Below are 26,638 nucleotides of genomic sequence, written 5' to 3'. Positions count from 1 at the left end.
GCCGGGCGCACGGCTCCCCGCGGGCTCCCGCCCGGCGGGCCGTGCGCCCGCGCAGCCGTTCACGGACGGTGCGCGACCGTCCCGCGCGGCGGGTCCGGGCGCCGGCCGTACGGCGCGCGGACCCGCCGGAGGCTCACCAGCCGCGGGCCCGCCACTCCGGCAGGGACGGGCGCTCGGCGCCCAGCGTGGTGTCCTTGCCGTGGCCCGGGTAGACCCAGGTGTCGTCGGGCAGCCGGTTGAAGATCCGCTCCGACACGTCCGTGAAGAGCTGCTCGAACCGCTTCGGGTCCTTCTCGGTGTTGCCGACGCCGCCGGGGAACAGCGAGTCGCCGGTGAACAGGTGCCCGGGGTAGTGCAGCGCGATCGAGCCGGGCGTGTGGCCGCGCAGGTGGATCACGTCCAGGGACACCACGCCGACGGTGACGCCGTCGCCGTGCTCCACCTCCTGCTCCACCGGAACCGGCAGTTCCGGCGCGTCGAGCGGATGGGCGACCACCGCCGCCCCCGTCACCCCGGCCACCCGCTCCAGCGCCTGCCAGTGGTCGTGATGCCGGTGGGTGGTCACGATCTTGCTGATCGGCCGGTCGCCGATGAGCGCCAGCAGCCGGTCGGCGTCCGCGGCGGCGTCGATGAGCACGCCGTCGCCGGTCTCGTTGCAACGCACCAGATACGCGTTGTTGTCGTACGGCCCGACGGCCAGTTTGGAGATCGTCAGGGCGCTCAGCTCGCGGACGTCGGCGGGACCGCCGACCCGCACGTCACCGGTATAGGTCATCAGTTACCTCCAGGGTGGGAAACCCGGTCCTTCGGGGCCGGGAGGAAACCCGGCGCGTCTCCGCGCCCCGTCTTTCAGGAGGGGGTCGTCGGCGGGTACTCCTCGGGCGGGGCGTCGGGCAGGTTCGGGGGCGCGGGCAGGGTCAGCCAGGGTGGCGGCGCGGGCAGCGGCCCGACGTCCACCGAGGCGGGCCGGTTCCCCGCGGTCCCCTCCGGCATTATCCTCAGGCCCGTTCCCGAGGCGCGCCCGGTCAACCATCCCAGCAGGCTCCAGGCGTCGCCCTGGACGACCGGCCCCGAGCCCAGCCCCCGCCAGACCTGGCGGTGCTTGTCGCCGTCCTTGACCTCCTCCACCACGATCTCGCTGACCGTGCCGTGCCCGTGCGGCCACGACACCATCGCGTCGTACAGCTCCCGGCGGACGAACGCCTCCGGCCAGTCGGCGCACCGGTAGCCGGCGCCCAGGTCCACGTGGTGGATCTCGACCTCCCGCAGCCGCCGGACGAGGACGTACCAGGCGGGGTGGCCGGGCCCGCGCATGCCGCCGACCGTCGCCCGCCACCCGTCGGCGGGCATGGCCCGCGCCGCCTCCGCCAGCCGTGCGGCGCTGTCCTCCAGGTCGGCCAGCTGCTCCTTGACGGGCCGCGCGGCCCCCGCCCGGATCCCGGCCTCGCGCGTCTCGGCGTCGGGGTACTGCGGCGTCTCGACGCCGGTCCTGGCCCAGGTCAGCAGGTTGACGTGGCTGTCGGCGTTGCGCGATATGTGGGCGAGCACGTGTCCCCGGCTCCAGCCGGGCAGGCGGGAGGGCTCCGCGACGTCGTCGTCGGGCAGCCCGGCGACGGTGGAGAGCAGCCGCCCCATGGAGCCGTCCAGCTCGGCCAGGAGCCTGTCTATGACGTTCATGCCACACACTCCATCACCTGGGCGGGCCGCCGGGCCAGGGCATAAACGATCGTGTCTTCGTGGTTGGACATCAGGAGGCCCCGCGGCACGCGCGGAAGGCCGTAACCTTGAAGCGGACGGGAAACCTGATCCCCCGCACGACGCTCCGCGAAATTGTCGGACCCCGTCGCTAGTCTTCCCGCGACCGCTTCTCAACCTTCCACATCGACGTCGGGACTACTGTGGCTGACCGCCTCATCGTGCGTGGCGCACGTGAACACAACCTCAAGGACGTCTCGCTGGACCTGCCGCGAGACTCTCTGATCGTCTTCACCGGACTGTCCGGATCGGGCAAGTCCAGCCTGGCCTTCGACACCATCTTCGCCGAGGGTCAGCGTCGCTATGTCGAATCGCTGTCGGCCTACGCCCGCCAGTTCCTCGGGCAGATGGACAAGCCCGACGTCGACTTCATCGAGGGCCTGTCGCCCGCGGTGTCGATCGACCAGAAGTCGACGAGCCGCAACCCCCGCTCGACGGTCGGCACCATCACCGAGGTCTACGACTACCTGCGGCTGCTGTGGGCGCGGGTGGGCAAGCCGCACTGCCCGAGCTGCGGGCGCCCCATCGCCAGGCAGAGCCCCGAGCAGATCGTCGACCGGGTGATGGAGCTGCCCGAGGGCACCCGCTTCCAGGTGCTGGCCCCGGTCGTCCGCGGCCGCAAGGGCGAGTACGCCGAGCTGTTCAGCCAGCTCCAGGCCAAGGGCTTCGCCCGGGCCAGGGTCGACGGCACGGTCGTCCGGCTGGACGAGCCGCCGACGCTGAAGAAGCAGGAGAAGCACGACATCGAGGTGATCGTCGACCGGCTCGCGGTGAAGGAGAGCGCGCGCAGCCGCCTCACCGGCTCGGTCGAGACGGCCCTGCAGCTGTCGGGCGGCACCATCACGCTGGAGTTCGTCGACCTCCCCGAGGACGACCCGAACCGCGAGCGCTTCTACTCCGAGCATCTCTACTGCCCCTACGACGACCTTTCGTTCGAGGAGCTGGAGCCCCGCTCGTTCTCCTTCAACTCGCCCTTCGGCGCCTGCCCGGAGTGCACCGGCCTCGGGGTGCGGATGGAGGTCGACCCCGACCTCGTCGTGCCCGACCCGGAGAAGACGCTGGCCGAGGGCGCGATCTCGCCCTGGGCCGGCGGGCACACCAGCGACTACTTCGTCCGCCTGGTGGAGGCGCTCGGCCTGGCGATGGGCTTCAAGCTCGACACCCCCTGGGAGCGGCTCCCGCGCAAGGCGCAGAAGGCGCTGCTGCACGGCCACGACGAGCAGGTCCACGTCCGCTACCGCAACCGCTACGGCCGCGAGCGCTCCTACTACACCACCTTCGAGGGCGCGATCTCCTGGGTGCAGCGCCGCCACGCCGAGGCCGAGAGCGACGGCATGCGGGAGAAGTTCGAAGGCTACATGCGGGAGATCCCCTGCCCCGCGTGCAAGGGCGCCCGGCTCAAGCCCGTCTCGCTGGCCGTCACGGTGAACGGCCGCTCGATCGCCGAGGTGTCGGCCATGTCGATCGCCGACTGCGCGGCGTTCCTGGCCGGCCTGGAGCTGTCCGAGCGCGACATGCAGATCGCCGAGCGGGTGGTCAAGGAGATCAACGCCCGGATGGGCTTCCTGCTCGACGTGGGCCTCGACTACCTCACCATGGACCGCGCGGCCGGCACCCTCGCCGGCGGCGAGGCCCAGCGCATCCGCCTGGCCACCCAGATCGGCTCCGGCCTGGTCGGCGTGCTGTACGTGCTGGACGAGCCGTCCATCGGGCTGCACCAGCGCGACAACCAGCGGCTGCTGGAGACCCTGATCCGGCTCCGGGACATGGGCAACACCCTCATCGTGGTCGAGCACGACGAGGACACCATCGCCGCCGCGGACTGGGTGGTGGACATCGGCCCCGGCGCCGGCGAGCACGGCGGCCAGGTCGTCGTCTCCGGTCCGGTGCCGGAGCTGCTGGCCAGCGAGGGGTCGCTGACCGGCGCCTACCTGTCCGGCCGCAAGACCATCACGGTTCCGGCGGCGCGCCGCAAGCGCGACAGGAAGCGCCAGCTCACCGTGAAGGGCGCCCGCGAGCACAACCTCAAGGGCGTGGACGTGGAGTTCCCGCTGGGCGTGTTCACCGCCGTCACCGGCGTCTCCGGCTCCGGCAAGTCGACGATGGTCAACGACATCCTCTACAACGCCCTGGCCAAGGAGCTCAACGGCGCGCGCACCGTCCCCGGCCGCCACTCGCGGATCAACGGGATGGACCTCGTCGACAAGGTGGTGCACGTCGACCAGTCGCCCATCGGCCGCACCCCGCGGTCCAACCCGGCGACCTACACCGGCGTCTTCGACAAGGTGCGCGACCTGTTCGCGCAGACCACCGAGGCGAAGATCCGGGGATACCAGAAGGGCCGGTTCAGCTTCAACGTCAAGGGCGGCCGCTGCGAGGCGTGCTCGGGCGACGGCACCATCAAGATCGAGATGAACTTCCTGCCGGACGTCTACGTGCCGTGCGAGGTCTGCCACGGCGCGCGGTACAACCGGGAGACCCTGGAGGTCCACTACAAGGGCAAGACCATCTCCGAGGTGCTCGACATGCCCATCGAGGAGGCGCTGGAGTTCTTCGACTCCATCCCCTCGATCAAGCGGTACCTCAAGACGCTCAACGACGTCGGCCTGGGCTACGTCCGGCTCGGCCAGCCGGCCACGACCCTGTCCGGGGGAGAGGCGCAGCGCGTGAAGCTCGCCTCGGAGCTGCAGCGCCGCTCCACCGGCCGGACGGTCTACGTGCTGGACGAGCCGACCACCGGTCTGCACTTCGAGGACATCCGGCGGCTGCTGGGCGTGCTCGGCAAGCTCGTCGACGGGGGCAACACGGTCATCGTCATCGAGCACAACCTCGACGTCATCAAGACCGCCGACTGGGTGATCGACATGGGCCCCGAGGGCGGCTCGCGGGGCGGCACCGTGGTCGCCACCGGCACCCCCGAGGAGGTCGCGCTGGTGGACGACAGCCACACCGGCCGCTTCCTGCGCAAGATCCTCGGCACCTGAGGCCGGATGCCGGACCGGGCCGCGGCGCCAATACCCTTGGTGCGACAGCCCGGTCCGGCGCGGCCCGCGTGCGCGGACCGGCGGCCGTGGCCGACGGCACGGATCGGCGGCACAGGCCGATGGTGTGAGCCGGTGGCGAGGACCGCCCCCTGAACGGGTCGCCGCCTCCGGCACGGGGAAGACGAGGAAGGGCCCAATGAGCAGCAGTGAAGGTTCCGCCATGCCCACGCGCAGGCACGTCATCGGCGCCACCGCCGTCGTGGCCTGCGGGGCGGCGCTCGCCGGATGCGCCGCGGAGGATCCCGGCCCGGCGATCGTGCCGCCCGGCGTCAAGGGGAAGGTGGTCGCGCAGACCTCCGACGTCCCCGTGGGCGGCGGCCTCGTCATCTCCCAGTGGAAGATCCTGATCACCCAGCCCTCCTCCGGGGTGTTCAAGGCGTTCAGCGCCAGCTGCCCGCACCGGGGCTGCGCGGTCGGCGGCGTCGCGGACGGCAAGATCAACTGCCCCTGCCACGGCAGCCAGTTCGCCGCCGACTCCGGCAAGCTCCTCCGGGGCCCGGCGGAGGCCCCCCTCGCCGAGTTCCCGCTGAAGGTCGAGGGCAGTGGCATCGTCCTCGTCTGACCCGCCGCGCCCCGATATGGAGCACGGCAGAAGTTGAAGCTTCACAGATTTTTGACACCGGGTACGGCATGCTGATCCACATCGGGGAGTTCGCACCTGACGACGATCTGGGGAGAGTGACGATGACGGACGCGACACGCCGTGCGGTGCTGCTGGGAGCCGGAGGCGCCGGCGTGGCGGCGGTGCTGACCGCCTGCGGCGGGGACGGCGACCAGACGGCCACCGTGACCGGCGACCAGACGGCCGGCGGGTCCAACGGCCCCGGCGCGCAGCAGGGACAGGGGGCGCTGGCCAAGACCGCCGACATCCCCGTGGGCGGCGGCGCCGTCTTCCCGGACCGCAAGGTCGTGGTCACCCAGCCCGCGGCGGGGGACTTCAAGGCGTTCAGCTCCATCTGCACCCACCAGGGGTGCCAGGTGCAGAGCGTCTCCGACGGCACGATCAACTGCCCGTGCCACGGCAGCAAGTTCGCCATCGCCGACGGGGCCGTGACCCGGGGTCCGGCCACGAAGCCCCTGGAGGCCAAGGAGATAAAGGTCGAGGGCGACTCCATCGTCCTCGGCTGAGACCCCGAAGGTCTTCACCGGGACTTCCGGGCCGGGTCGCGGGAGTCCCGGCCCGGGAGGGCTCGCGGGAAGGAAACCTGTCGGTGCGGGCCGATAGGCTCTTGGTGTGGCGAGATCTGCAGGCGGTCCGGCGAGCTTCCGGCCGAGTCCGGGGTCGATCCCCGAGTCCCCCGGCGTCTACCGGTTCAGGGACCCCGGCGACCGGGTGATCTACGTCGGCAAGGCCAAGAACCTCCGCCAGCGGCTGAACTCCTACTTCGCCGACTTCGCCGGGCTGCACCCGCGCACCCAGACCATGCTCACCACGGCCGCCGGCGTCGACTGGACGGTCGTCGGCACCGAGGTGGAGGCGCTCCAGCTCGAATACTCCTGGATCAAGGAGTACGACCCGCGGTTCAACGTCAAGTACCGCGACGACAAGTCCTACCCCTACCTCGCGGTCACCATGGGGGAGGAGTTCCCCCGCGTGCAGGTCCTGCGGGGGGCCAAGCGCAAGGGCACCCGCTACTTCGGCCCCTACTCCCACGCCTGGGCGATCCGGGAGACGGTCGACCTGCTGCTGCGGGTGTTCCCGATCCGGAGCTGCTCGACGGGGGTGTTCCGGCGGGCCGGGCAGGTCGGCCGGCCCTGCCTGCTGGGTTACATCGACAAGTGCTCGGCGCCCTGCGTGGGCCGGATCAGCCCCGAGGACCACCGGACCCTGGCCGAGGACTTCTGCGACTTCATGGCGGGCAACACCGGCCGGTTCGTCAGACGGCTGGAGCGCGAGATGGCCCGGGCCGCCGCCGAGCAGGAGTACGAACGGGCCGCCCGGCTGCGCGACGACATCCAGGCCCTGCGGCGGGCCATGGAGAAGCAGGCCGTCGTGCTGGGCGACAACACCGACTGCGACGTGGTCGCGCTGGCCGAGGACCCGCTGGAGGCGGCCGTCCAGGTCTTCTACGTCCGCGGCGGCCGTATCAGGGGCCAGCGCGGCTGGGTGGTGGACAAGGTCGAGGAGACCGGCCCCGGCGAGCTGGTCGAGCGGTTCCTGCTGCAGATCTACGGCGACGCGGCCGCCGAGGCGGTCCCCCGGGAGGTGCTGGTGCCGACCCTGCCGTCGGACGCCGACGCGATCGCCGAGCTGCTCGGCGAGCACCGCGGGGGCCGGGTGGAGATCCGCGTCCCGCAGCGCGGCGACAAGAGGGACCTGCTGACGACCGTCGAGCGCAACGCGGCGGAGGCGCTCCGGCAGCACAAGCTCAAGCGGGCCAGTGACCTGACGTCGCGCAGCAGAGCGCTGCAGGAGGTCGCCGACGCCCTCGGCCTCGACCAGGCGCCGCTGCGCATCGAGTGCTACGACGTCTCCCACATGCAGGGCACGGACGTGGTGGCCTCCATGGTGGTCTTCGAGGACGGCCTGGCCCGCAAGAGCGAGTACCGCAGGTTCTCCGTCCGCACCACCGGGGGAGACGTCGCCTCGATCCACGAGGTGATCTCGCGGCGGTTCAAGCGGTACCTGGAGGAGCGCTCGGCCACCGGGGAGCTCGACGTCGAGATGGGCGCCGAGCCGGGTGCCGATCCCGAGGCGGGCGCCGAGCCGGGGATCGATCCCGGGGCGGGCGCCGGGCCGGGCATCGACCCCGAGACCGGCAGGCCGCGCAAGTTCGCCTACCCGCCCAACCTCGTCGTCGTGGACGGCGGCCCGGCACAGGCCGCCGCCGCCCGGCGGGCGCTGGACGAGCTGGGCGTGGACGACGTGGCGGTCTGCGGCCTGGCCAAGCGGCTGGAGGAGGTCTGGCTCCCGGACGAGGAGCTGCCGGTGATCCTCCCCCGGGCGAGCGAGGCCCTTTACCTGCTGCAGCGGGTGCGCGACGAGGCCCACCGCTTCGCCATCACCTACCATCGTTCCAAGCGGTCCAGGAGCGTCAGGGAAAGCGCCCTGGACGGGGTGCCGGGGCTCGGGCCGGCCCGCAGGCAGGCCCTGATCAAGCACTTCGGATCGGTGAAGCGGCTGCGGGAGGCGACCGCCGCCCAGATCTGCGAGGTTCCCGGGATCGGCCCCGCCACGGCCGAGACGATCGTGTCGGCGTTGAAGGATGAGAGCTCATGAGCGAGGAACAGGCCCCGAACGACGAGCCGACCGCGGGCGGCGACCGCGGCGCGGGTGAGGCGCCGGGCGCGACCGGCGGACGGCCGGACCAGCGGCGGGCCGACGGCGGTCAGACCGCGTTCGTCATCGTCACCGGCATGTCCGGGGCGGGACGGAGCACCGCCGCCAAGGCCCTGGAGGACCTGGGCTGGTTCGTCATCGACAACCTGCCGCCCGGGCTGCTGTTCGCCATGGCGGAGGAGGCCGGCCGGGTCAAGCTGGCCGCCGACAAGGTGGCGGCCGTGGTGGACGTGCGCAGCCTGGCCTTCACCACCGACCTCAACGCCGCGATCGGGGAGCTCGACGGGCGGGGCGTCGCCGTACGGGTGGTGTTCCTGGAGGCCAGCGACGAGGAGCTGGTGCGCAGGTTCGAGAACGTCCGCCGCCCGCACCCCCTGCAGGGGGACGGCCGGCTGGTCGACGGGATCGCCCGCGAGCGGGGCATCCTGCGGGAGGTGCGGGCCAACGCCGACCTGGTCATCGACACCTCCAACCTCAACGTCCACGAGCTGCGCGGCAAGATCGTCGCCTTCTTCGGCGGCGAGGACCGCCCGGGACTGCGGGTCAACGTCGTCTCCTTCGGCTACAAGTACGGCCTGCCGGTCGACGCCGACCTGGTCGTCGACTGCCGGTTCCTGCCCAACCCGCACTGGGTGCCCGAGCTGCGCCCGATGAACGGCCTGGACCCGGCGGTGCGCGACTACGTCCTCGGCCAGCCGGGCGCCAAGGAGCTGCTCGACGCCTACGAGGAGGTGGTCGGCATCATCGCGGCCGGCTACACCCGCGAGGGCAAGGGCTACGCCACGCTCGCGGTGGGCTGCACCGGCGGCAAGCACCGCAGCGTCGCCATGGCCGAGCAGATCGGGGCGCGGCTGCGTGACCGCGGCGGCCTGGACGTTCAGGTGAGCCACCGGGATGTGGGCCGGGAGTGATCGAGGATCTCAAGGTCGTCGCGCTGGGCGGCGGCCACGGGCTGTACGCCTCGCTGTCGGCGCTGCGCCGGGTCACCTCCGGGCTCACGGCCGTGGTCACGGTGGCCGACGACGGCGGGTCGAGCGGGCGGCTCCGCCGCGAACTGGGCGTGCTGCCCCCGGGCGACCTGCGGATGGCGCTGGCCGCCCTGTGCGGCGACGACGAGTGGGGCCGTACCTGGAGCGAGGTCGTCCAGCACCGTTTCCGCAGTGAGGGCGAGCTGCACGGGCACGCGCTCGGCAACCTGCTGATCGTGGCGCTGTGGGAGCGGCTCGGCGACACGGTCGCCGGCCTCGACTGGGTCGGGCGGCTGCTCGGCGCGCACGGCCGGGTGCTGCCGATGTCGTCGGTGCCGCTCGACATCGTCGCGGAGGTCGAGCTGGACGGCGTGGTGAGCACCGTGCGCGGGCAGGTGGCCTGCGCCCTCACCCCCGGCCGGGTCCGGGCCGTCTCGCTGGTCCCGGCCGACCCTCCGGCCAGTCCCGAGGCGGTCCAGGCGGTCCTGGACGCCGACTGGGTGGTCTTCGGCCCCGGGTCGTGGTTCACCAGCGTGCTGCCCCACCTGAAGGTGCCCGAGCTGGCCGAGGCGCTGCACACCACCCGGGCGCGCCGCCTGGTCGCGCTGAACCTCGCCCCGCAGCCCGGCGAGACGGACGGGTTCTCCCCCCAGAAGCACCTGGAGGTGCTCCGCCAGCACGCTCCGGCCCTGGAGACCGACGTGGTGCTCGCCGACGCCGGGGTGGCCGACGACCGCGAGGAGCTGGAGAAGGCCGCGGCCGTGCTCGGCGGGCGGCTGGTGCTGGCGGACGTCGCGTCCCCCGACGGCTCCCCGCGGCACGATGCGCAACGTCTTGCCTCCGTCCTGGACGAGATTTTCCGTGGGAAGCGTTGATCCTGGTCAGCGGTGCCCGTGAGTGCGAGAAACTTCTGTGTGCCCGGTCGTTCCGGGCCGCACGAGGTCTGATGGGGGAGGACGAACGATATGGCGGCGATGACAGGAGTGGTGAAGGACGAGCTGAGCCGGCTACCGGTCCTGAAGCCGTGCTGCCGCAAGGCCGAGGTGTCGACGCTCCTTCGCTTCGCGAGCGGCCTGCACCTGGTCGGCGGGCGGATCGTGATCGAGGCCGAGCTGGACACCAACGTCACGGCGCGGCGGCTCATCAAGGACATCGCCGAGGTGTTCGGGCACCGGGCCGAGGTGCTCGTCCTCGCCCCCGCGGGACTGCGCAAGGGCGCCCGCTACGTGGTGCGGGTGTACCGCGACGGTGAGGCGCTGGCCCGCCAGACCGGTTTGATCGACAACCACGGCCGCCCGGTCCGCGGCCTGCCCCGGCAGGTGGTGGCGGGGGCGACGTGCGACGCCGAGGCAGCCTGGCGCGGGGCGTTCCTGGCGCACGGCTCCCTCACCGAGCCGGGCCGCTCCATGTCGCTGGAGGTCACCTGCCCCGGGCCGGAGGCGGCACTCGCGCTGGTCGGCTCCGCCCGCCGGTTGAAGATCCACGCCAAGGCGCGCGAGGTGCGCGGCGTCGACCGGGTGGTGGTCCGCGACGGCGACGCGATCAGCGCCCTGCTGACCCGGCTGGGCGCCCACGACAGCGTGCTGCTGTGGGAGGACCGCCGGATGCGCCGCGAGGTGCGGGCGACGGCCAACCGCCTGGCCAACTTCGACGACGCCAACCTGCGCCGCTCGGCCCGCGCCGCGGTCGCGGCCGGCGCCCGGGTCCAGCGGGCCCTGGAGATCCTCGGCGAGGAGGCCCCCGAGCACCTGGTGGTGGCCGGGCGGCTGCGGGTGGAGCACAAGCAGGCGTCCCTGGAGGAGCTGGGCCAGCTCGCCGACCCGCCGCTGACCAAGGACGCCATCGCCGGGCGCATCCGCCGCCTGCTCGCCATGGCCGACAAGCGCGCCCAGGACATCGGCATCCCCAACACCGAGGCCAACCTCACCGTCGACATGCTCGCGCCCTGAGCGTCGCCGGGGGGCGTCGCGGCAGGTCACCGGGCATGCCGAACACACCCCACCCCACCAGTGGTCTAAACCAATTTGGGTCCTATAGGGTTCGTGGTGAGGTTTTCAGCCCGCCACAAGCCGTCGGTCCCCCGGGGCCGGCGCACCGACGTACGAGGAGATCGGTACCGTGAGCATCCGCGTAGGCGTCAACGGATTCGGCCGCATCGGCCGCAACTTCTGGCGTGCGGTCGCTGCCAGCGGCAAGGACATCGAGATCGTTGCGGTCAACGACCTGACCGACAACGCCACGCTCGCCCACCTGCTCAAGTACGACAGCATCCTCGGCCGCCTGCCGTACGAGGTGAAGAGCACCGCCGACGAGATCATCGTGGACGGCAAGGCCATCAAGGTCTTCGCCGAGCGCGACCCGGCCAAGCTCCCCTGGGGCGACCTGGGCGTGGACGTCGTCATCGAGTCCACCGGCCTGTTCACCGACGCCAACAAGGCCCGGGTGCACGCCGACAACGGCGCCAAGAAGGTCATCATCTCGGCTCCGGCCAAGAACGAGGACGTCACGGTCGTGATGGGCGTCAACGACGACCTCTACGACCCGGCCAAGCACACGATCATCTCCAACGCCTCCTGCACGACCAACTGCCTGGCCCCGATGGCCAAGGTCATCAACGACACCTTCGGCATCGAGAAGGGTCTGATGACCACCATCCACGCCTACACGCAGGACCAGAACCTGCAGGACGGCCCGCACAAGGACCTGCGCCGCGCCCGCGCCGCCGCGCTGAACGTCGTGCCGACCTCCACCGGCGCCGCCAAGGCCATCGGCCTGGTGCTGCCCGAGCTGAAGGGCAAGCTCGACGGCTACGCGCTGCGCGTGCCGGTGCCCACCGGCTCGGCCACCGACCTGACCGTCGAGGTCGGCCGCGAGACCACCGTCGAGGAGGTCAACGCCGCCCTCAAGGCCGCCGCGGAGGGCCCGCTCAAGGGCTACCTGACCTACACCGAGGACCCGATCGTCTCCAGCGACATCGTCACCGACCCGGCGTCGTGCATCTTCGACGCCGGCCTGACCAAGGTGATCGGCAACCAGGTCAAGGTCGTCGGCTGGTACGACAACGAGTGGGGCTACTCCAACCGTCTCGTCGACCTCGTCGAGAAGGTCGGCCGAGCCCTCTGATGAAGGACCTCTCCGCATTCGACGTGAAGGGCCGGCGCGTCCTGGTGCGCGCCGACCTCAACGTTCCCCTGGACGGGGACGTCATCACCGACGACGGCCGCATCCGCGCCTCCGTCCCGACGATCCGGGAGCTCACCGACAAGGGCGCCCGGGTGGTGGTCTGCGCCCACCTCGGCCGGCCCAAGGGCGAGCCGAACCCGAAGTACTCCCTGGCGCCGGTGGCCCGGCGCCTCGGTGAGCTGCTGGGCGCCGACGTCGCCTTCGCCACCGACGTGGTGGGCGACTCGGCCCGGTCCGTCGTAGAGGGGCTCGGCGAGGGCCAGGTGGCGCTGCTGGAGAACCTGCGGTTCGAGCGGGGCGAGGAGTCCAAGGACGACGCCGAGCGCGCCGCGTTCGCCGAGAGGCTCGCGGCCTTCGCCGACCTCTACGTCGGCGACGGCTTCGGCGCGGTGCACCGCAAGCACGCCAGCGTCTACGACGTGCCGAAGCTGCTGCCGCACGCGGCGGGCCGGCTCGTGCTCGCCGAGGTCGAGGTCCTGCGGAAGCTGACCGAGGAGACGGCCCGGCCGTACGTCGTGGTCCTCGGCGGCGCGAAGGTCTCCGACAAGCTCGGCGTGATCGGCAATCTTCTGACCAAGGTCGACCGGCTCCTCATCGGCGGCGGCATGGCCTACACCTTCCTGGCCGCCCAGGGCCGCGAGGTGGGGCGGTCGCTGCTCCAGGAGGACCAGCTCGACACCGTGCGCGGCTTCCTCGACGAGGCGGCCAAGCGCGGCGTGGAGCTCGTCCTGCCGGTCGACGTGCTGGCGGCCGTCGACTTCGCCGAGGACGCCGAGTACGAGGTGGTCGACGCCACCACGATCCCGGCCGACCGCCAGGGCCTCGACATCGGCCCGCGCACCCGCGAGCTGTTCGCGGAGAAGCTGGCCGACGCGCGGACGGTGTTCTGGAACGGCCCGATGGGCGTCTTCGAGTTCGAGGCGTTCTCCGGGGGAACCCGCGCGGTCGCCGAGGCGTTGGTCGCATCGGAGGCGTTCACCGTCGTCGGCGGTGGAGACTCGGCCGCGGCCGTGCGCAGGCTCGGACTCCCCGAGGACGGGTTCTCGCACATCTCCACCGGCGGCGGGGCCAGCCTCGAATACCTTGAGGGCAAGACCCTGCCCGGGCTCGTCGCCCTGGAGGCCGGGGAGTGAACCGACGCGGTGAGCGGGCGCGCCGTCCCGGCGCGCCCGCTTCCGACGCCAGGCATGTGAGAAGCGCTCCGCGGAGCGGACGAGGAACGGCGGGTGACAGATGAGCACGGCACGCAAGCCCCTCATCGCCGGCAACTGGAAGATGAACCTCAACCACCTGGAGGCCATCGCCCACACCCAGAAGCTGGCGTTCGCGCTGAACGACAAGGACCTCAACCGGGTCGAGGTGGCGGTCCTTCCGCCGTTCACCGACCTGCGCAGCGTCCAGACGCTGGTGGACGGTGACAAGCTGCGCCTGGTGTACGGCGCGCAGGACCTGTCCGAGCACGACGGCGGCGCGTACACCGGGGAGGTCTCCGGGGCGATGCTCGCCAAGCTCGGCTGCACCTTCGTGGTGATCGGGCACTCCGAGCGGCGGCAGTACCACCGCGAGGACGACGACGTGGTCAACGCCAAGGTCCACGCGGCCTACCGGCACTCGCTCACGCCGATCCTGTGCGTGGGGGAGAACCTGGAGGTCCGCCGGTCCGGCGGCCAGGTGGCCCACAGCGTCGCCCAGCTCGACGGGGCGCTGCGCAAGGTCACGGCCGAGCAGGCCGCGTCGATCGTGCTGGCCTACGAGCCGGTGTGGGCGATCGGCACCGGCGAGGTGGCCACCCCGCAGGACGCCCAGGAGGTCTGCGGGGCGCTGCGCTCCCGACTCGCCGAGCTGTATGACGCCGATGTGGCCGCCGCCGTCCGTATCCTTTACGGAGGATCGGTCAAGGCCGACAACATCGTCGGCATCATGGCGCAGCCCGACGTGGACGGCGCCCTGGTCGGCGGCGCCAGCCTCGACCCGGTGGAGTTCGTGAAAATCTGCCGTTTTGGTGAAATGTCGGGCTGACCGGGACGTTCGGGGGGTACGACTTGACAGGAGGTCGTACCCTCTTAGAGCAAGTTTGAATCGTCACGCCTCAGGCGTCACACAAGGGTCGTGCCCGGACGCGGGCCGCGCGTAAATAGGGAACAGGTCAACGGTGACAATCGGAATCTCCATCGCCCTCATTCTGGCGAGCTTGCTGATGATCCTGCTCGTCCTGCTCCACAAGGGCAAGGGCGGGGGTCTGTCGGATCTGTTCGGTGGCGGCTTCTCGTCATCGTTCGGAGGGTCCTCCGTGGTCGAGCGCAACCTTGACCGGCTCACCATCATCACCGGTGTGGTCTGGTTCGTCTGCATCATCGCGCTGGGCCTTCTTCTCAAGCCCTGACCCGGGCTTTCAGGCGCCCTGGCTTTCGCCAAGCGTGACAGTGGTTCAGCCCCCCGCGCCCACCCGGAGCGGCGGGGGGCCATCGAGCGAGGAGTTCATCCGTGGGTAGTGGCAACGCGATCCGTGGCAGCCGTGTCGGAGCCGGCCCGATGGGAGAGGCGGAGCGTGGCGAGGCGGCTCCCCGTGTAAGGGTCCCGTTCTGGTGCGCGAACATGCATGAGACGCGTCCCAGCTTCGCCAGCGACGCCCCCATACCGGAGTTCTGGGACTGCCCGCGGTGCGGCCTCCCGGCCGGCCAGGACGAGAGCAACCCGCCCGCGCCGCCGCGCAACGAGCCGTACAAGACGCATCTCGCGTACGTCAAGGAGCGTCGCAGCGACAAGGACGGGGCCCAGATCCTGGCCGAGGCGCTGGAGCGGCTGCGTTCCTCCTCCCGCCCGATGTACTGATCCACTGCTCCGGCAGACATGAGGGGCCCCCGCGGAGAGCTTCCGCGGGGGCCCCTCGCGTCCCGCCGTACGCCCGCCCGGGGTTCGGAGCCGGCCACGCCGCGGTGGTCGCGCCCTCGCCCGGGGTTCAGAGCCCGGCCACGCCGACGCCCGAAAAACTTTCGTGTCACGCATCTTTTCCTGATGCGCAAATATGTGTACGGTGATCCCATGGACACCGGGAAACCCGAACGGCCGGGACTTCGGGAGCGCAAGAAGCAGGAGACCCGTGCCGCGCTGAGCTGGGCGACCATCCGCCTGGTCGTCGAGCGCGGGCTGGACGCCGTCCGGGTGGAGGACATCGCCGCCGAGGTCGGGGTCTCCCCCCGTACCTTCAACAACTACTTCTCCGGCAAGGGTGAGGCGATCGCCGCCCGGCACCTCGACCGCGCCCGCCGGATCGCGGAGGAACTGCGCGCCCGGCCGGAGTCCGAGCCGCTGTGGGAGGCGATCCGCAACGCGGTGCAGACCCAGTTCTCGCCCGGTGACGCGGCCGGTGACGCGGTCGACGGGGGACGGGCGCCCGACCGGCGGTGGATCGCCGGCGTCAGCCTGATGATCAGCGAGCCCTCGCTACAGGGCGAGATGTTCAAGGCGAACGCGGCCGCCGAGGCGGAGCTCGCCGCGGCGATCGCCGAGCGCACCGGCACCGACGTCGTCCGCGACCTGTATCCGCGGCTGGTGTCCGGCGCGGTCGGCGCGGCCGTCAGCCTGGTCATGGAGCGCTGGCTGCGGGCCGACCCGCCCGTGCCGTTCGGGCCGATGCTCCGCGACGCGCTCGGCCAGCTCGCCGCGGGGCTGCCGGTGCCGGACCGGGAGGAGGCCACCGGTCCCCGGGTCTGAGAACGATCCTTCCGCCTTCCGGCCCTCGTCGGTCCTCGTCGGTCCTCCGAGTCTCCCGGACCCGCCGGCCCTGATCGGCCCGGCCCCTGAGAGTCCCGCCTGAGAGGCCTGATCGGCCCGGCCCCCGAGAGCCCTGCCTGAGGGGCTCGATCCCCACCGGGTCCCGTACCCGGACCCGCCGGCCCTGATCGGCCCCGCCCCTGAGAATCCGGCCTGGGAGGCCCGATCCCGCCGGGCCCCGTACCCGGGCGCGCCCACCGGCCCGCCGCCCGGGTGGTCCGTCATGGCCGCCTTCGCACACCGTGCGTCATATGTGAGTGACGGAACGTACTCTCCATGTCCCCTTCGTTCGGGGCCCGGACCTCCGGGACCCGAGTCCCCCATCCCACAGAGGAGGAACCACCATGTCCGCAGACGTGGTCATCGCCGGAGCCGGCCCCAACGGGCTGATGCTGGCCTGCGAGCTGAGCCTGGCCGGAGTGCGGCCGATCGTCCTGGAGCGGCTGCCCGCACGTACCACCGAGAACCGCGCCAACGGCCTGGTCGGCCAGGTGGTGCGGATGCTCGACCGCCGGGGCCTGTACGGGCGGCTCGGCGGCGGCTCCGAGCCGCCCCGCCCGGTGCCCGCGTTCGTGTTCGGCGCGCTTCCGCTCGACCTGAGCACGCTGGACGACAACCCGCTCTACGTCCTGCAGACGCCGCAGCTGCGCATCGAGCAGGTCCTGGAGGAGCGCGCCGTCGAGCTGGGCGTCGAGATCCGCCGGGGACACGAGCTCGCCGGTCTGTCGCAGGACGCCGAGGAGGTCGTCGCCGACGTCGCCGGGCCCGACGGCCCCTACCGGCTGCGGGCCCGCTATCTCGTCGGGGCCGACGGCGGGCGCAGCGTGATCCGGAAGCTGGCGGGGATCGGCTTCCCCGGCGTGACACGGGACTCCACGGTCTCCCGCACCGCGTCCGTCACCGTGCCGCCGGAGCTGGTGGACCCGGCCACCGGCGGGCTGAACGTGCCCGGCCACGGGTTCGTCCCGCCGTTCATGCATCACCGCACTGAGCGCGGGCTGTTCGTCTTCGCGCCCTTCCCCGGCCGCTCGACCCTGGTGACCACCATGGAGTGGGAGCCCGGCGCCGCCGAGGACGACGGGCGGCCGCCGCTGACCCTGGAGGAGCTGCGGGAGAGCGTCCGCCGGGTCCTCGGGGCCCACCTCCCCCTCGGCCCGGACACGGGGCCCGGCCCGCATCTGATGCGCCGCCTGGCCGGTGGCAACACCCGGCTGGCCGACCGGTTCCGGGACGGCAGGGTGCTGCTGGCCGGCGACGCGGCCCACGTGCACTCGGCGATCGGCGGCCCCGGACTCAACCTGGGCCTGCAGGATGTGGTCAACCTCGGCTGGAAGCTCGCCGCCGAGGTCCGCGGCTGGGCCCCGCCCGGCCTGCTGGACGGCTACGAGGCCGAACGGCGGCCGGCGGCCGAGCGGGTCGTCATGCACACCCAGGCGCAGTCCGCGCTGATCGCCCCGGGTGAGGAGGTCACCGCACTGCGCCGGCTGTTCACCGAGCTGCTCGGCGACCGGAACGTCGTCCGGCACATCGCCGGCACCATGGCCGGGGCGGACGTCCGCTACGACATGGGCGCGGGCGACGCCCACCCCCTGGTGGGCCGGTGGGCGCCCGACCTGTCACTCGACACCGGCGACGGCGCCGGTCCGGTACGGCTCGCCGAGCTGACCGCGGACGCCCGGCCGCTGCTGCTGGACCTGACCGGGGACGCGTCCCTCGCCGGGGAGGCGGCCGGGTGGGACGGCCGGGTCAAGGCCGTCGCCGCGCGCCTCCTGGACCCGGCGACCACGAACGCCCCGGGTGGCCCTGGCGACAGCAGGGAACCCGGCGGTGAAGGCGGGTCCGGCGAGATCACGGCCCTGCTGCTGCGGCCCGACTGCTACGTCGCCTGGGCCTCGTCGTCGCCCCGCCCGGACTCCGCCGAGCGCGAGGCCCTCCGTGCCGCCCTGGCCCGGTGGTTCGGGGCGCCGGTGACCGTGGACGCCTGACCGCCGCGCCCGCCGTACGGCACGTCCGCCCGCTGTACGGCAGGCCCTCGTGGGGATGGCCCGCCGTACGGCACGTCGGGCCCGGCGGGGGACGTTCCGCCGGGCCGCCGGGTCGCCGGGAGCGTTGGGAACCCGTTGGAACGCGGTTGCCGGCACGCCGGGGCGTCGAGGGGCGCGTTCGGCGCCGAGGCCTCTTAGTACGATGATCATCGTAGTTTGACAACCATCGTACTTACGTGCTTGAGTCGATCATCATCTCTTGCGGAGGAAGAACGACATGATGGCGAAGACGGTGCTGTTCCACGAGCTCGGCGGCCCCGAGGTGATGAGGCTGGAGGACGTGGAGGTCGGTGAGCCGGGTCCGGGCGAGGTCCGGATCCGCGTGGACGCGATCGGACTGAACCGGGCCGAGGTGCTGTTCCGCACCGGCCACTACATCGAGCCGGTGAAGCGGTTCCCCGCCCGGCTGGGCACCGAGGCCGCGGGCGTGGTGGAGGCGGTCGGTGAGGGCGTCGAGGGGTTCCGGCCCGGGCAGCCGGTCAGCACCGTGCCCGGGTTCTCGCAGAACGGCCACGGGGTCTACGCCGAACGGGCGATCGTGCCCGCGGCGTCGGTGCTGCACCGCCCCGAGGGGATCGGCGCCGTCGAGGGCGCGGCGGTGTGGATGCCGTACCTGACGGCCTACGGCGCACTGGTGGAGGTCGGCGGGATGCGGCCGGGGGACACGGTCGTGTTGAACGCGGCCTCCAGCAGTGTGGGACTGGCCGCGATCCACGTCGCCGACCGCGTCGGTGCCACGCCGATCGCCCTCACCCGCACCGCCGCCAAGAAGGAGGCGCTGCTGAAGGAGGGCGCGGCGGAGGTGATCGTCACCGGATCGGAGGACGTGGCCGAGCGGGTGCTGGCGGCGACCGGTGGCCGGGGCGCCGAGTTCGTCTTCGACGCCGTCGCCGGCCCCGGCGTGCGGGACCTGGCCAGGGTGGTGGCCGACGACGGCACGCTCCTGGTGTACGGCGCGCTGAGCGGCGAGCCCACCCCCTACCCGGGCATCGAGCTCGGCATGCCCGCGCTGAACATGCGCACGTACACCATGATCGAGACGGCCGGCCGGCCCGAACGGCTGCGCCGGGCGGCGGCGTTCGTGACCTCCGGGCTGCGTTCGGGCGCTTTCCGGGCCGTGGTGGACCGCACCTTCGACCTGAGCGAGATCGTCGAGGCCCACCGGTACCTGGAGTCGAACGCCCAGGTCGGCAAGATCGTGATCACCGTCGCGCACTGACCTCCGCCGGTTCTCCGCCGTTCAGCCAGGCGTGGGCCCGGCCGGCCGACCGGCTCCGCGGGCGGGGAGGCGGGATCAGGGCCAGACCTTGGCCTGGGCCTCGAAGACCTCCCGGTCGCTCTCCACGGGCAGGACGCAGACCAGGTGCCCGCCGGGCACCCGCAGCACGCGGCACTCCTGCCACCGCGACACCTGTGTGGCGCCGAGCCCGACCAGGCGCGCGGTCTCGGCCTCGACGTCGTCGGTCTCGATGTCGAGGTGGAAGCGGGGCGCGTCGTCGACCGACTGGACGGCGGTGATCAGTCCGGGCAGGGCCTCGTGCAGCGTGACGAACTGCGGCTCGGAGGGGAGGAGTTCCGTCCGCACGCCGAGCGCGGCCGACCAGAAGGCCGCCGCGTCGGCGGCCTCGGCCTCGGGAGCGTCGATCAGAAGGGCGTAGACGCGGCTTCGATGCATGACCGCACCGTACCGGTCGCGTTTCCGGCCCATCGTGGCCGGTTTCCGGCCGGTACCGCTCATGCGATGGTGATGCCATCGGCGGCCCCGAAGAGGCCTGAGGGCCCCGGAGGCGACGGGGAGGGTCAGCCGTCCTGCCCGGCGAGCCGGTCGCGCAGATACTCCCGCAGCACCACGGCGTTGTTGTGCTCGGTGTCCTTGGCCGCGTACAGCAGCGTGACCGGCCCGTGGCGCGCGGCCTCCAGCAGCGGGCGGACGGCGTCCGCCTCGCCGTCCAGCTCCTCGCGGTAGCGGCGGCGGAACTCCGCGAACCGCTCCGGGCGGTGCCCGAACCAGCGCCGCAGCTCCGCCGAGGGCGCGAGGTCGCGGACCCAGTGAACCCGCTCCAGGTCCTCCTTGCGCACGCCGCGCGGCCACATCCCGTCCACCAGGAACGCCGTCCCCTCGACCTGCCCGCCGTCGTCGTACACCCGTCTGACGATGATGTCCCCCATCCCCGGGATCTACCCAGGAGGCGTGCCGCGGAAGCGGCGGACCGGCCCGCGACACAGGGTGGCAGGATGTCCGGCATGACTGCATCGGATCCGAAGTCGGATCTTCACCGTTACCTGAAGGTCGCCCGCGAGGCCCTGCTCTGGAAGCTCGACGGACTGTCGGAGTACGACCTCCGCCGGCCGATGACCCCCACCGGGACCAATCTTCTCGGGCTGGTCAAGCATGTGGCCGGCACCGAGGCCGGATACTTCGGTGACGTCTTCGGCAGGCCGTTCCCCGAACCGCTGCCGTGGATGGAGGAAGAGGCCGAAGCCAACGCGGACATGTGGGCGACCGCCGAGGAGTCGCGTGATGAGATCGTCGCGCTGTACCGCCGGGTGTGGGCGCATTCGGACGCGACGATCGAGGCGCTGGAGCTGGACGCGGCCGGCCGGGTGCCGTGGTGGCCCGACGGGCGGAACGAGGTGACCCTGCACCGGATCCTGATCCACATGATCGCCGAGACCGACCGGCACGCCGGGCACGCCGACATCGTCCGGGAGCTCATCGACGGGGCCGCCGGACTGCGGCAGGACGGCAGCAACCTGCCGCCGGGCGACCGGTCGTGGTGGGAGGAGTACCGCGCCCGGCTGGAGCACGTGGCACAGAAGGCCGGACGTACCTGAGGCGGTGACCCGGCCGGGGCGCCGGAGGGGCGCCTGAGCCCGCCGGGGCGGCGGGGCGCCGCGCCGTACGGCCGGAGGAACCGTACGGCGCGGCCCGCGCCACCGGTGCGGCCGGGATCGCGCTGGACGGTTCGCGGCATACGGGTGGAAGGATCATGGTCCTTCTGTTTTCATGGGCCGATGCCGAAGACGGGAAGAGCCGTGCTCGCGGTGGCCGGGGTGCTGGCCGCCGGGCCGTGCGTGTCCATGCTCCTCGCCGCGATCGGCCGGCTTGAGCTCGCGGGGATACCGACCGGCCTGGTGGCGGGGGGCCTCCTTCGCGGGGACCCGGCGAAGGCCGCCGTCGCGACCCTGTACGGCAGCGTCGCGGCCGTCATGGTCGGAGAGAGCGTCACGGACGCCTCCGACGGTGGGGACTTCGCCGACGTGATGGCCGGCTGGCCGGGCTGGCCTGGCTGGGTGATCGGGGCCGTGCTCGCCTACCTGGTCGCGGCCGGAGGGCCGCCGCGCACCGAGGCCCGCGGGGTGGGGCCGGCCGTACCCGCGTTGGTGGCCGCCGCGCTCATCGCCGCGGTGCTCGCCTGCGGTCAGCTCGTCGCGGCCGAGGCACTGGGAAGGACGCTGTGGGAGCGGTATCACGAGTGGGACGGCCCCGGCTGGTACCGCGACCTGACCCGCGCCGTCTGGTATCCCGCCGCCGCGGTCGTGGCGGCTTCGGTGATCGCGGGCAGGATGCCCGGCGGCCGTGACCGGTTCCTGGCGCTGCCGTCGGCCGCGTGGCTCGGCTGCGCGGTGACGGCCGGGCCGCTGCAGTACCTCCAGGCGCTCGGCGCGGTCGACGATCCCCCGGTCGTGGCGCTGACCGCGTCCCTCGCGGGCGCGGGCATCGGCGCGGCGGCGGGCGCCGCCGCGCTCCGGCACGCCGGGACGCGGCGCGGGCTGCTCTGCTTCATCCTGCTGTTCACCGCCGTCGAGGTGATGGGCGGCCTCCCGGGCTCCCTGGCGGACGGAGCCCTGAGCATGTTGATCGTCTCGACCGTCCTGGCCGTCGTGGTCGCCGCCTGGACGGCGCGGCGGGATGCGAGCACGGGATCGGCGGTGACGGCGGGTGTGGCGGGGCCGCTGCTCATCTGGTCGGTGTACGTGACGGTCGGCTCCCGGGACTACGACCACAGCACCCAGTACCTGCCGTACTGGACCGCGTGCGTCGCCGCGCTCCTGGCGTCGATCGCCGCGCCGCCGGCGGCCGGGGTGGCGCGGCTGGGCCGCGCCGGTGGCGTCAGCGGCCGTGGACCTGTTCGCCGCGGACGAAGGTCATGGCGACCCTCGCCCGCCAGATGTCGGCGGCGGGTTCGGTGAACGGGTCGCGGTCCAGGACGACCAGGTCGGCGCGGTTGCCTGCGGCGATCGTCCCGGCGTCGTCGTCGCCGTTGATCCACGCCGAGCCCGCGGTGTAGGCGGTCAGCGCGGTCGCCAGGTCCAGGGACTGGCCGGGCAGGAACGGGGTCTGCGCCGTCGGGTAGCCGGCGTGCACCGAGCTCGGCGGCTCGGTGCGGTTGACCGCGACGTGCATGCCCTGGATCGGGTCGGCGCTGGAGACCGGCCAGTCGCTGCCCGCGCAGAACCGGGCGCCGGTCCGCAGCAGGTCGGCGAAGGGGTACTGCCACGACGAGCGCTCCTCGCCCAGGAACGGGATCGTCAGCTCGTCCATCTGGGCGTGGTGGGTGGCCCACAGCGGCTGCAGGTTGGCCGTCACACCCAGCTTCGCGAAGCGCGGGACGTCCGACGGTTCGATGATCTGCAGGTGCGCGACGTGGTGCCGGTTCGCCGGATCGGTCCCGGTGAGGCTGTCCAGCGCCTCGCGTACGGCCCGCTCGCCGATCGCGTGGAAGTGCACCTGGAAGCCGTGCCGGTCCAGTTCGGCGACGTGGCCCTTCAGCAGCTCCGGGTCCACGTACGACAGGCCCGTCCCGCCGCCCGTGCCGCCGCAGCGGCAGTAGGGCTCGATCACCGCGGCGGTGAAGTTCTCGGCGATGCCGTCCTGCATGATCTTCACCGAGGTGGCGCGGAACCGCTCCAGGCCCTCGGCCGAGCGGCGGCGCTCCAGCAGTTCGGGGATCTGCTCGGCGCCGCGCGCCCGGTCCCACCACAGCGCGCCCACCACCCGGGCGGTGAGCCTGCCCGCGGAGGCCGCCTCAAGGTAGGCGGGGAGCTGGTCGTCGGAGCCGGCGAAGGGGCCGACGATGGCGTCCTGCCAGGCGGTGACGCCCAGGGAGAACAGGTAGCGCTGGGCGTCCAGCAGGGCCGCGACCTGGTCGGCCGTGCTGGGCCGCGGGGTGAGCGGGCCGACGAGCTCCATCGCGCCCTCGTGCAGCACCCCGGTGGGCTCCCCGTCGGCGTCGCGCTCGATCCGGCCGTCGGCGGGGTCGGGGGTGTCGCGGGTGATCCCGGCCAGTTCCAGGGCGCGGCCGTTCACCCAGGCGGCGTGGTGGTCGCGCTGGACCAGGTAGGCCGGGCGGTCGAGGAAGTCGAGCTGGGAGCGGTGCGGCAGGCCGCCGGGGAAGGCCGACATGTCCCAGCCGCCGCCCTCGATCCAGACCCGGTCCGGGTGCGCGGCGGCGTAGCCGGCGATCCTCTCCAGGTACTCCGGCAGGCCGTACACCTCCGCGAGGTCGCACTTGGCCCGCTCCAGCCCGGCCTGCACCGGGTGGATGTGGGCGTCGGTGAAGCCGGGGGTCAGCAGGCCGCCGTCCAGGTCGACGGTCTCGCAGCCGGGGCCGGCCTGGCGCGCGACGTCGGTCTCGGCGCCCACGGCGGCGACGCGGTCGCCGCGGACCAGTACGGCCTCGGCGAAGGCGCCGCCGGGCAGGAAGGCGCGCCCGCCGCGGAAGAGGATCTCGTTCACTCGGCCGCCGCCGGGGTGCGGGCGGCGAGACCGGGCAGGTGGGGCATGGTTCTCCTTCTCCTCGATGTCCCGGGAGGCTCCCGGTGCCCAGGCGTCCAGGCGGCTGGGCACCGAACCCGAACCCGAATCCGATGCCGGCGACGGAACCGAACCTAGCGGCCGGTGATGGCGTCGGCGACGCGCGCCAGCGCCGAGGTGCGGCCGAGACCGGCCTTCTCCCTGGCGTCGGCGCGGCGGTACAGGTCGTACATCGCGTGCACGCCGATCCAGCGCAGCGGCTCCACCTCCCAGCCGCGGACCTTCCTGTCCACCCACGGCAGCGCCGTCAGCTCGGTGTCCTCGCGCAGGATCAGGTCGCGCAGGGTACGGCCGGCGAGGTTGGTGGTGGTGACCCCGTGGCCGGTGTAGCCGCCCGCCCAGCCGATGCCGGTCTCGTGGTCGACGTGCACCGTGGCGCACCAGTCGCGCGGCACGCCCAGCACGCCGGACCAGGCGTGCGCCACCTTCGACTCCCGTACGGCCGGGAACATGCCGGTCAGCAGCTCCCACAGCGCCTCGATCGTCCAGGCGTGGGTGTGGCCCCGGTCGTCCACCCGCGAGCCGTACAGGTACGGCTTGCCGCGCCCGCCGAACGCGATGCGGCCGTCGGCGGTGCGCTGGGCGTACATGTAGTAGTGGGCCATGTCGCCGAGCAGCTCGCAGCCCTCCCAGCCGATCGCGTCCCACAGGTCGCCCAGCGGCTCGGTGACGATCATCGAGCTGTTCATCGGCAGCCAGGCCCGGTGGTACTGCCGCAGCCCGGCGGTGAAGCCCTCGGTGGCGCGGACGACGTAGCGGGCGCGGACCGTGCCGTACGGCGTGCGGGCCTCGTGCGGGGCGATCTCGGTGACCGGGGTGCGCTCGAAGATCTCCACCCCGAGGTCGCGCACGACCTGGGCCAGGCCGAGGACCAGCTTCGCGGGCTGGATCCGCGCGCAGTGCGGGCTCCAGATCGCGCTGATCGCGCCGTCCACCCGCAGGCGGCTCTCCCGCTCGGCCGGGTCCAGCAGCCGGACGTCCTCCTCGGTCCAGCCCCAGTGGCGCTCGTGGTCGAGCAGCGCGCGCAGCCGCCGGTCCTGGGCGGCGTTGGTGGCGACCGTGGTGACGCCGCCCTTGACGATGTCGGCGTCGATGCCCTCCTTGTCGGCCACGGCGATGACCTCGTCGATCGAGGAGAACATCTCCCGCTGGAGCCGCCTGGCGGCGTCCACACCGTGCGTCCGGGCGTACCGCTCGGGGGTGCCGGCCAGCTCGCCGACCAGCCAGCCGCCGTTGCGGCCCGAGGCGCCGTAGCCGGTGAACTCCTTCTCCAGCACGGTGACGCGCAGGCCGGGATCGGCCCGCTTGAGGTAGTAGGCGGTCCACAGGCCGGTGTAGCCGGCCCCGACGATCACGACGTCGGCCTCGCGGTCGCCGTCGAGGGGTTCTCCTGCCGTGGGGATGCCGAGGGAGCGGTACCAGAAGGAGACATCCCCGTTGACAAAGTCCCCAGACAGGGGAACTCGCGTGCTCATGGCCACATATCCTGCTATATCCGTCATGGGGCGCGCATCGCCCCACGGAAACCGTTGTACAACCGCATCATCCACAACTCCCTCAAGACGTAACGGCGGGCTCACCCCGGTGTAGCGAGGCCGTAACAGGGCTCCGCCAAGCTGATGGCGATGGAGGGAGCTTTGATGGGTTTTCTGAGGATTCGTACTACCGTCGATGAGCGGCCCGGGCGGCTCGCCTCGCTGGCCACCGCGCTCGCCGAGCGGGGCGGCAACATCCTGGGCCTGAGCGTCCAGTCCGACGCGGACGGCACCGTGGACGAGTTCATGGCCGACATCCCCGCCGGGCCGGAGACCGTGCGCCAGGCGCTGGAGGCCGCCGGAGGCCGCCGGGTGCAGGTCGTCCCGGCCACCGCCCACGAGCTGACCGACGAGCCCACCCGTGCGCTCCTGCTCGCCTCCCGGCTGCGCGCCGAGCCCTGGCGGCTGCCCGCGCTGCTGGGCGAGCTGCTGCGCGCCGACGACTCCCGCTGGGTCTACGGCGCCGACATGAGCGAGCTGCCCGACCCCACGCAGCTCACCGTGCCGGTCGCGCCGCGCCGCGCCGTACGGCTGCGCCGTGCCGGGCTGCCCTTCACGCTGACCGAGGCCGCCCGCGCCGCCTCCTTCGTACGGCTCGCCCAGCCGGTCCGCCCCCGGCCGGCCGGCGCGGTGCGGACCGCCAGGCTGACCGACGGCACCGAGACGCAGGTGCGCCCGGTCACCCCGCTCTACCGCGAGGCCGTCCGCGACCTGCACGACCGCTGCTCGCCGGAGTCGCGCCGGTTCCGCTACTTCACCCCCGTGCCCACGCTGCCGGACCGCGTCTTCGACCGGCTCTGCGACCGCGCGCACGGCCACTCGCTGGTCGCCGGGCACGACGGCCAGGCGATCGCGCTGGCCGGTCTGATGTTCACCCCCGACCCGGGCATCGCCGAGATGGCCCTGCTCGTCGAGGACCGCTGGCAGGGCCGGGGGCTGGGCTCGGCGCTGGCCAGGATCCTCCTCGCCGAGGCCCGCGACCTGGGCTTCGCCGAGGTCCGGGCGAACATGCTGGCCGGCAACACGCGCATGCGCGGGCTCCTGGTCTCGCTGGGCGCGACCCTGACCCTCACCGACGACCCCGGCGTGGTGGAGGCCAGGCTCGCGGTCGGCGCCACCGCGGCGACCCTCCCGTCCGCCCCTCCGCCGGCCTCTTCCACGGCGTCCGCGGAGCCCAGGGAGCCCGCGGAGCCCGGGGAGCCCGGGAAGTCCCGGGCGGTGCCCGCGGCCTGACCC

Annotated in this window: 24 protein-coding genes; 18 read left to right on the top strand and 6 right to left on the bottom strand. The window is 72.7% G+C overall.

The genetic code is table 11. From position 1 onward, the window contains the following. Nucleotides 1-133: 133 nt before the first annotated feature. Both ACQP10_RS24125 and ACQP10_RS24120 read right to left on the bottom strand, forming a co-directional pair. Nucleotides 134-775: an MBL fold metallo-hydrolase gene (locus ACQP10_RS24125; protein ID WP_346022568.1), complete on the bottom strand. Its 642-nt coding sequence runs from the start codon at nucleotides 773-775 to the stop codon at nucleotides 134-136. Between the two features lie 74 nt (nucleotides 776-849). Further along, entirely contained in the window at nucleotides 850-1,677 is an 828-nt protein-coding gene (locus tag ACQP10_RS24120; RefSeq protein WP_346022567.1) for a maleylpyruvate isomerase family mycothiol-dependent enzyme, read from the bottom strand. Between the two features lie 221 nt (nucleotides 1,678-1,898). Here ACQP10_RS24120 and uvrA point away from each other — a divergent pair, with 221 nt between their 5' ends. From uvrA to ACQP10_RS24045, 15 genes are all read left to right on the top strand, one after another. Next, nucleotides 1,899-4,739 (top strand): excinuclease ABC subunit UvrA, encoded by a 2,841-nt coding sequence (uvrA, locus tag ACQP10_RS24115; protein WP_189249222.1) that lies wholly within the window; start codon nucleotides 1,899-1,901, stop codon nucleotides 4,737-4,739. A gap of 196 nt (nucleotides 4,740-4,935) precedes the next feature. Next, a complete protein-coding gene (locus tag ACQP10_RS24110; protein ID WP_179827906.1) occupies nucleotides 4,936-5,361 on the top strand; it encodes a Rieske (2Fe-2S) protein in 426 nt (141 codons plus the stop codon). Nucleotides 5,362-5,483: 122 nt separating this feature from the next. Further along, nucleotides 5,484-5,927 carry a Rieske (2Fe-2S) protein gene (locus ACQP10_RS24105; protein WP_346022565.1) on the top strand — a complete coding sequence of 148 codons (444 nt, stop codon included), beginning with the start codon at nucleotides 5,484-5,486 and terminating at the stop codon, nucleotides 5,925-5,927. Between the two features lie 106 nt (nucleotides 5,928-6,033). Further along, the gene (gene uvrC / locus ACQP10_RS24100; RefSeq protein WP_346022564.1) at nucleotides 6,034-8,019 is read left to right on the top strand and encodes an excinuclease ABC subunit UvrC; all 1,986 of its coding nucleotides are present in this window, start codon (nucleotides 6,034-6,036) and stop codon (nucleotides 8,017-8,019) included. Next, on the top strand, nucleotides 8,016-8,990 hold the full coding sequence (gene rapZ / locus ACQP10_RS24095) for an RNase adapter RapZ (protein ID WP_179827911.1): 975 nt from the start codon (nucleotides 8,016-8,018) through the stop codon (nucleotides 8,988-8,990). Before uvrC ends, rapZ begins: the two co-directional genes overlap by 4 nt. Continuing rightward, complete coding sequence (locus ACQP10_RS24090) at nucleotides 8,987-9,922, top strand: gluconeogenesis factor YvcK family protein (protein WP_179827913.1); 936 nt, start codon at nucleotides 8,987-8,989, stop codon at nucleotides 9,920-9,922. The genes rapZ and ACQP10_RS24090 overlap by 4 nt, the downstream gene beginning before the upstream one ends. A 90-nt stretch (nucleotides 9,923-10,012) precedes the next feature. Next, complete coding sequence (whiA, locus tag ACQP10_RS24085; protein WP_179827915.1) at nucleotides 10,013-10,996, top strand: DNA-binding protein WhiA; 984 nt, start codon at nucleotides 10,013-10,015, stop codon at nucleotides 10,994-10,996. 169 nt (nucleotides 10,997-11,165) lie between these two features. Beyond that, the gene (gene gap, locus ACQP10_RS24080) at nucleotides 11,166-12,170 is read left to right on the top strand and encodes a type I glyceraldehyde-3-phosphate dehydrogenase (RefSeq protein ID WP_179827924.1); all 1,005 of its coding nucleotides are present in this window, start codon (nucleotides 11,166-11,168) and stop codon (nucleotides 12,168-12,170) included. Continuing rightward, nucleotides 12,170-13,363, top strand: coding sequence for a phosphoglycerate kinase (locus tag ACQP10_RS24075; protein WP_433539749.1), 1,194 nt, complete (start codon nucleotides 12,170-12,172; stop codon nucleotides 13,361-13,363). The genes gap and ACQP10_RS24075 overlap by 1 nt, the downstream gene beginning before the upstream one ends. Nucleotides 13,364-13,463: 100 nt before the next feature. Then, nucleotides 13,464-14,249 carry a triose-phosphate isomerase gene (tpiA, locus tag ACQP10_RS24070; protein ID WP_179827929.1) on the top strand — a complete coding sequence of 262 codons (786 nt, stop codon included), beginning with the start codon at nucleotides 13,464-13,466 and terminating at the stop codon, nucleotides 14,247-14,249. 133 nt (nucleotides 14,250-14,382) lie between these two features. Further along, nucleotides 14,383-14,613 (top strand): preprotein translocase subunit SecG, encoded by a 231-nt coding sequence (secG, locus tag ACQP10_RS24065; protein WP_179827931.1) that lies wholly within the window; start codon nucleotides 14,383-14,385, stop codon nucleotides 14,611-14,613. Between the two features lie 101 nt (nucleotides 14,614-14,714). Next, complete coding sequence (locus ACQP10_RS24060; RefSeq protein ID WP_179827933.1) at nucleotides 14,715-15,062, top strand: RNA polymerase-binding protein RbpA; 348 nt, start codon at nucleotides 14,715-14,717, stop codon at nucleotides 15,060-15,062. A gap of 183 nt (nucleotides 15,063-15,245) precedes the next feature. Then, entirely contained in the window at nucleotides 15,246-15,944 is a 699-nt protein-coding gene (locus tag ACQP10_RS24055; RefSeq protein ID WP_346022562.1) for a TetR family transcriptional regulator, read from the top strand. Between the two features lie 404 nt (nucleotides 15,945-16,348). Continuing rightward, nucleotides 16,349-17,989 carry an FAD-dependent monooxygenase gene (locus ACQP10_RS24050; RefSeq protein WP_433539748.1) on the top strand — a complete coding sequence of 547 codons (1,641 nt, stop codon included), beginning with the start codon at nucleotides 16,349-16,351 and terminating at the stop codon, nucleotides 17,987-17,989. A gap of 277 nt (nucleotides 17,990-18,266) precedes the next feature. After that, nucleotides 18,267-19,268: a zinc-dependent alcohol dehydrogenase family protein gene (locus ACQP10_RS24045; RefSeq protein ID WP_346022560.1), complete on the top strand. Its 1,002-nt coding sequence runs from the start codon at nucleotides 18,267-18,269 to the stop codon at nucleotides 19,266-19,268. 75 nt (nucleotides 19,269-19,343) lie between these two features. Here ACQP10_RS24045 and ACQP10_RS24040 read toward each other — a convergent pair whose 3' ends face one another. Both ACQP10_RS24040 and ACQP10_RS24035 read right to left on the bottom strand, forming a co-directional pair. Continuing rightward, on the bottom strand, nucleotides 19,344-19,724 hold the full coding sequence (locus ACQP10_RS24040; protein ID WP_346022559.1) for a VOC family protein: 381 nt from the start codon (nucleotides 19,722-19,724) through the stop codon (nucleotides 19,344-19,346). A gap of 125 nt (nucleotides 19,725-19,849) precedes the next feature. Beyond that, the gene (locus ACQP10_RS24035) at nucleotides 19,850-20,218 is read right to left on the bottom strand and encodes a DUF488 domain-containing protein (protein ID WP_346022558.1); all 369 of its coding nucleotides are present in this window, start codon (nucleotides 20,216-20,218) and stop codon (nucleotides 19,850-19,852) included. 75 nt (nucleotides 20,219-20,293) lie between these two features. Here ACQP10_RS24035 and ACQP10_RS24030 point away from each other — a divergent pair, with 75 nt between their 5' ends. Then, the gene (locus ACQP10_RS24030; RefSeq protein WP_346022557.1) at nucleotides 20,294-20,884 is read left to right on the top strand and encodes a DinB family protein; all 591 of its coding nucleotides are present in this window, start codon (nucleotides 20,294-20,296) and stop codon (nucleotides 20,882-20,884) included. A gap of 180 nt (nucleotides 20,885-21,064) precedes the next feature. Continuing rightward, a complete protein-coding gene (locus tag ACQP10_RS24025; RefSeq protein ID WP_433539747.1) occupies nucleotides 21,065-22,243 on the top strand; it encodes a hypothetical protein in 1,179 nt (392 codons plus the stop codon). On the opposite strand, the gene ACQP10_RS24020 is transcribed toward ACQP10_RS24025, so the two are convergent. Further along, entirely contained in the window at nucleotides 22,164-23,789 is a 1,626-nt protein-coding gene (locus ACQP10_RS24020) for an amidohydrolase (RefSeq protein ID WP_346022555.1), read from the bottom strand. The genes ACQP10_RS24025 and ACQP10_RS24020 overlap by 80 nt on opposite strands. A 152-nt stretch (nucleotides 23,790-23,941) precedes the next feature. Beyond that, nucleotides 23,942-25,342: an NAD(P)/FAD-dependent oxidoreductase gene (locus ACQP10_RS24015; protein WP_346022554.1), complete on the bottom strand. Its 1,401-nt coding sequence runs from the start codon at nucleotides 25,340-25,342 to the stop codon at nucleotides 23,942-23,944. 165 nt (nucleotides 25,343-25,507) lie between these two features. On the opposite strand from ACQP10_RS24015, the gene ACQP10_RS24010 reads away from it, so the two are divergent. Continuing rightward, complete coding sequence (locus ACQP10_RS24010) at nucleotides 25,508-26,635, top strand: GNAT family N-acetyltransferase (protein WP_433539746.1); 1,128 nt, start codon at nucleotides 25,508-25,510, stop codon at nucleotides 26,633-26,635. The last annotated feature ends 3 nt before the right edge of the window (nucleotides 26,636-26,638 follow it).

It is taken from the genome of Streptosporangium sandarakinum (genome assembly GCF_050942225.1).
Lineage (GTDB): Bacteria > Actinomycetota > Actinomycetes > Streptosporangiales > Streptosporangiaceae > Streptosporangium > Streptosporangium nondiastaticum.
Note: the sequence above shows the minus strand (reverse complement) of the source record. Positions and strands in the feature narration are given on the sequence as shown.

What these genes read in the sequence shown, in the direction of transcription:
- ACQP10_RS24125 (WP_346022568.1), bottom strand. Translation starts at nt 775, where the DNA reads ATGACCTATACCGGTGACGTGCGGGTCGGCGGTCCCGCCGACGTCCGC.
- ACQP10_RS24120 (WP_346022567.1), bottom strand. Translation starts at nt 1,677, where the DNA reads ATGAACGTCATAGACAGGCTCCTGGCCGAGCTGGACGGCTCCATGGGG.
- ACQP10_RS24110 (WP_179827906.1), top strand. Translation starts at nt 4,936, where the DNA reads ATGAGCAGCAGTGAAGGTTCCGCCATGCCCACGCGCAGGCACGTCATC.
- ACQP10_RS24105 (WP_346022565.1), top strand. Translation starts at nt 5,484, where the DNA reads ATGACGGACGCGACACGCCGTGCGGTGCTGCTGGGAGCCGGAGGCGCC.
- rapZ (WP_179827911.1), top strand. Translation starts at nt 8,016, where the DNA reads ATGAGCGAGGAACAGGCCCCGAACGACGAGCCGACCGCGGGCGGCGAC.
- whiA (WP_179827915.1), top strand. Translation starts at nt 10,013, where the DNA reads ATGGCGGCGATGACAGGAGTGGTGAAGGACGAGCTGAGCCGGCTACCG.
- ACQP10_RS24075 (WP_433539749.1), top strand. Translation starts at nt 12,170, where the DNA reads ATGAAGGACCTCTCCGCATTCGACGTGAAGGGCCGGCGCGTCCTGGTG.
- tpiA (WP_179827929.1), top strand. Translation starts at nt 13,464, where the DNA reads ATGAGCACGGCACGCAAGCCCCTCATCGCCGGCAACTGGAAGATGAAC.
- ACQP10_RS24055 (WP_346022562.1), top strand. Translation starts at nt 15,246, where the DNA reads ATGCGCAAATATGTGTACGGTGATCCCATGGACACCGGGAAACCCGAA.
- ACQP10_RS24050 (WP_433539748.1), top strand. Translation starts at nt 16,349, where the DNA reads ATGTCCGCAGACGTGGTCATCGCCGGAGCCGGCCCCAACGGGCTGATG.
- ACQP10_RS24045 (WP_346022560.1), top strand. Translation starts at nt 18,267, where the DNA reads ATGATGGCGAAGACGGTGCTGTTCCACGAGCTCGGCGGCCCCGAGGTG.
- ACQP10_RS24040 (WP_346022559.1), bottom strand. Translation starts at nt 19,724, where the DNA reads ATGCATCGAAGCCGCGTCTACGCCCTTCTGATCGACGCTCCCGAGGCC.
- ACQP10_RS24035 (WP_346022558.1), bottom strand. Translation starts at nt 20,218, where the DNA reads ATGGGGGACATCATCGTCAGACGGGTGTACGACGACGGCGGGCAGGTC.
- ACQP10_RS24030 (WP_346022557.1), top strand. Translation starts at nt 20,294, where the DNA reads ATGACTGCATCGGATCCGAAGTCGGATCTTCACCGTTACCTGAAGGTC.
- ACQP10_RS24025 (WP_433539747.1), top strand. Translation starts at nt 21,065, where the DNA reads ATGCCGAAGACGGGAAGAGCCGTGCTCGCGGTGGCCGGGGTGCTGGCC.
- ACQP10_RS24015 (WP_346022554.1), bottom strand. Translation starts at nt 25,342, where the DNA reads ATGAGCACGCGAGTTCCCCTGTCTGGGGACTTTGTCAACGGGGATGTC.
- ACQP10_RS24010 (WP_433539746.1), top strand. Translation starts at nt 25,508, where the DNA reads ATGGGTTTTCTGAGGATTCGTACTACCGTCGATGAGCGGCCCGGGCGG.